This window comes from Bacteroides sp. 519, from assembly GCF_010500955.1.
GTDB lineage: Bacteria > Bacteroidota > Bacteroidia > Bacteroidales > Bacteroidaceae > Bacteroides.
The window spans coordinates 1-3,494 of record NZ_QVMJ01000058.1 but is presented as its reverse complement, the minus strand read 5'-3'; the positions used below and the strand labels follow the sequence as shown (position 1 = coordinate 3,494).

Genomic DNA, 3,494 nt, shown 5'->3' with positions numbered 1-3,494 from the left:
ATAACGATTGTTATCCAAAACTTTTCATTATCCCAACTTTTTATTAGAACGCCTTATAATGAGTTGCTTTCAGGAAAAAGTTGGGATAATTGACAGCACATTTTAAACATCAAGACCGAACATTGCTGCCAATCCTTTATTCTCTGGCATTTTCCATTTCCTTTCCAAAGATTTAGTCACAGTGTCTTCGAGTGTTTCAATTGCTGCTTTTTTCTGTTCCTCTGTAACATCTTGATATATCATCGTTGACTCAAGTCTGGAATGTCCCATCAGTTCTTTAATCTCGACAATGTTAATATTATCTTCTCGCCAATGACATGCCATACTGTGGCGCCAAAGGTGACTATGCAAGTTCAGAGGAACCTCTTCACAATGTTGATGCGCTTTTTCAGCATATAGCTTTAACCGCTTACTAATAGCTGGTTGCGTTAGCTTATTTTTGTTTCCGTGACATGGTGAATAAAATAAAAAATTGCCTTTCGATGGATTTTTACCATGAAAAACTTCAATGTAACGTCTGAGCCACTCTACCAACCCACTCTCAAGATATATCGATCTAATCTTGTTTCCCTTACCAAGAAGTAGAACAAATGGGTCTTTTGCATCAAGGTGTACGTTACGGATTGTAAGAGACAAAATCTCATCAATGCGAGCGGCCACACCGTAGCTGAGCATCATGAGTGTGAGGTCCCGCAGTCCGATACGGGTATTCGTGTCCGGTACGGCAAAAATAGCTTGAACGGCATCGCGTGTCATCCCTTTTATTTTCTTTTGTGGTTCCTTGAGCGGACGAAGATGTTCAGCAGCTCTAAGATACAGATAGCTATATGCCATATTTTTCCCTCCGATATATTCCAGAAGGCTTTTGATTACAGACATCCTATTATTACAAGTGCTGTTGCTGGCATTTCTTTCATTCTTTAACCACATCCGCCATTCATTGAGTGTTTCTACGGAATAACATGCGGTGGTAAGCGAAAATATGTCAACATGTTTGACCGTTTCCAGAAATAGGGTAAATAAACGCAGTGACAATCTGTAAGCCCGTTCTGTATGGCAACTGCTGGTCTTAAGAGTTGGTACATGGATGTTAATCCATTCATATGTATATTGTGCAAGGTCTCTGGCTTGCAGAGATATAGCTTTCTTGTCACTTTTACTCTTTTTCATCGGTTGGCAGTTTAGGTAGAATACTATTAAAATTCTTTTCTGTATTTCGTTTAAGTTTGTCTGTAAGCATCGGAGTGATATGGAAGTAACCAAAAGTACTTTGTATATTCTTATGGCCCATACTTCTTGAAAGGAATAGGAGTTTGCCACTAAGTTCATACCCATGGTTTTCCCATCTTGTTATGTTGGCGACTGCGTAATAGCTTCGCAAGTCATAAGGACAGGCTCTTTCATTGCTAATTTTATACCAGATATTTCTGAAGTGGTGTGACTCCCATTCCGGTTTATGAGAACAATCGTTTCTATCGGGGAACAAGTGTACTCGCCCAGGCATAAGTTTGGACATTGCATTATTATAATCTTGCAATATAGAAAGCATTGTTTCATGCAGAACGACACGATGTTGGTCTACACCTTTGGACTTTTCAATTTTTATGACCCCCGTACTAAAATCCACATCACTACATTTCAACCAACGGGCTTCGCAAGTTCTCATTCCGGAACTTAGCAACAGCCGGAAAAAGACAGGCACTTCCAGTCGGTTGAGCATGTTAGAACGGCTCTTCTGTCGGTTAGATAAATCAAGGAAATGACAGTCACATTCATTAAAAAATAATGAAAGTTCTTCGGAAGTAAAATAATGAGGCACATATATGCTTGCCTCCCTTGAGAGATCTCTTCTGCGTTCTACATCGCACCACTTCTGTATACGGGCATAATCGATGAAGTTCCAAATTGCTGCTGTACGAGTTCGACATGAATACCCTTTCTCTGTCAATCTTTGATTGCACCATGAGGTCATCTCATCTGTTAATATTTGGGCATCAGGATAATTCACAGCAATATAATTATCAAATCGGTGAAGTTCTTTATTATAAGACGTATTCCATCTATTGGCCGCTTGTCTGCTCAAGACAAATTCCTCTAGTTTAGGTGCAAGGAATGAGTTAAATGGTCTTTTCATATCTTGAATAATTTAGATGATATCGGATAGTTTTGTACGCTGATGGAGCACTCACGCAGGTGTTCTATATCAGCATCAGCATAATGTTTTATTGATTCTGGTGATGCATGTCCCACAATGGAGGAAACGACATCACAGTCTACTCCACGGCTAAGGAGAAAAGTGACAAGATGATGGCGAAATACCCTTGGACCAATCGGACCTCCTTCAATCCTGACTCCCGCTTTCTCAAAAATTCTCGTGATAATACTACGAAGATCTTTAAAACTTCTATGAGGACTGCGTTTAGTGATCAATATAGTATTAATATCACTTGCGGGACGTTCTGTTGTTATGTAGTCAAAGAGTTCATTTCCTATAGCTGCATTCATAGGGAGAGACAGTGGTTGATCGGTTTTGGATTGAGTAATGCGTATTCTGTTACGTTTCCAGTCGATATCTTTTGCTGAAAGAGATACAATGTCTGTCCCTCTGAGTCCAAGAAAATATAATATCCACCCTACACTTCGCTCAATATGTGTCAACTGTGATTTTTCATCTTCAAGACATTCCCTTATTTTTCTGGATTCTTCAGGTGTCAGATACTGAAAATTCTTATTCCCACTTTTAATTGATGGTAAAAAGTCTTGCAAACGTTGTATAGGCTCTCTCATCAAGGCTTTTGCTGATTCTAGTGCTCTCTTGATTTGCGAACAGTAATCTCTTCCCCGTTTTTGTTTTTCTCCATCAAAGAAGAACCGATATACCATTTCAGGGGTAACCTCATTCAACGAATAAGCACCTGAATCTTGTAAATGCTTGAAAAAGCGCATAGTTGCTCTTGCTTCATTTCGTACAGTCTGAGGCATTTTCCCTTTGAGACCTCCGACTTCAAGATGTCGTTTCACTATAAATTGATATTCCGCATTCAATTGGCTGTACACCGATAAAACTGCCGGGAACTTATCGGTAGATTTCATTCTACTGGGATATTCTCCTGTTTCATCGAAACGTTTGACGTTTCCAAGATAACACCTAAAGGCCTTGTATCTTTGTTCGTTAGGTTTGTATCCTTGTCGTTTGACCTCATAATAAAATAAGTCTTCGTATGAGGTAATCTCTAAAGATGATCCAATGTCCAATGCTAGTTGGATACACTTTTGCGTCTTGTAGACAAGGTCTTTGCAGTAGTCATTTTTAATGAGGTAGTCGACCAAATACTGATAATTCTCTTTAAGATTGGTAATGTCCATAATATATTTTTTAAGTTGCAGACACAAAATAAAGAGCATTATCCAAACTATTAATAATTATACTGTTGAAAATGAGGTGAATTTATAAAAAGTTGGGATAATAGAAAAATTTTGATAACAGTTGTTAT

At 38.6% G+C, this 3,494-nt stretch carries 3 protein-coding genes; all 3 read right to left on the bottom strand.

Annotation, left to right across the window (positions count from 1 at the left end):
- Positions 1-102 precede the first annotated feature (102 nt).
- Genes D0T85_RS21845 through D0T85_RS21835 form a run of 3 tightly spaced genes read right to left on the bottom strand, consistent with a single transcriptional unit; the run spans position 103 to position 3,366 of the window.
- On the bottom strand, positions 103-1,170 hold the full coding sequence (locus D0T85_RS21845) for a tyrosine-type recombinase/integrase (protein WP_163215645.1): 1,068 nt from the start codon (positions 1,168-1,170) through the stop codon (positions 103-105).
- Positions 1,157-2,134, bottom strand: coding sequence for a tyrosine-type recombinase/integrase (locus tag D0T85_RS21840; RefSeq protein ID WP_163215644.1), 978 nt, complete (start codon positions 2,132-2,134; stop codon positions 1,157-1,159). Before D0T85_RS21840 ends, D0T85_RS21845 begins: the two co-directional genes overlap by 14 nt.
- A complete protein-coding gene (locus D0T85_RS21835; protein ID WP_163215643.1) occupies positions 2,131-3,366 on the bottom strand; it encodes a tyrosine-type recombinase/integrase in 1,236 nt (411 codons plus the stop codon). Before D0T85_RS21835 ends, D0T85_RS21840 begins: the two co-directional genes overlap by 4 nt.
- Positions 3,367-3,494 lie beyond the last annotated feature (128 nt).

Bases quoted from the DNA above. Each gene is read 5' to 3' on its own strand.
- D0T85_RS21845 (WP_163215645.1), bottom strand. From the start codon at position 1,170: ATGAAAAAGAGTAAAAGTGACAAGAAAGCTATATCTCTGCAAGCCAGA.
- D0T85_RS21840 (WP_163215644.1), bottom strand. From the start codon at position 2,134: ATGAAAAGACCATTTAACTCATTCCTTGCACCTAAACTAGAGGAATTT.
- D0T85_RS21835 (WP_163215643.1), bottom strand. From the start codon at position 3,366: ATGGACATTACCAATCTTAAAGAGAATTATCAGTATTTGGTCGACTAC.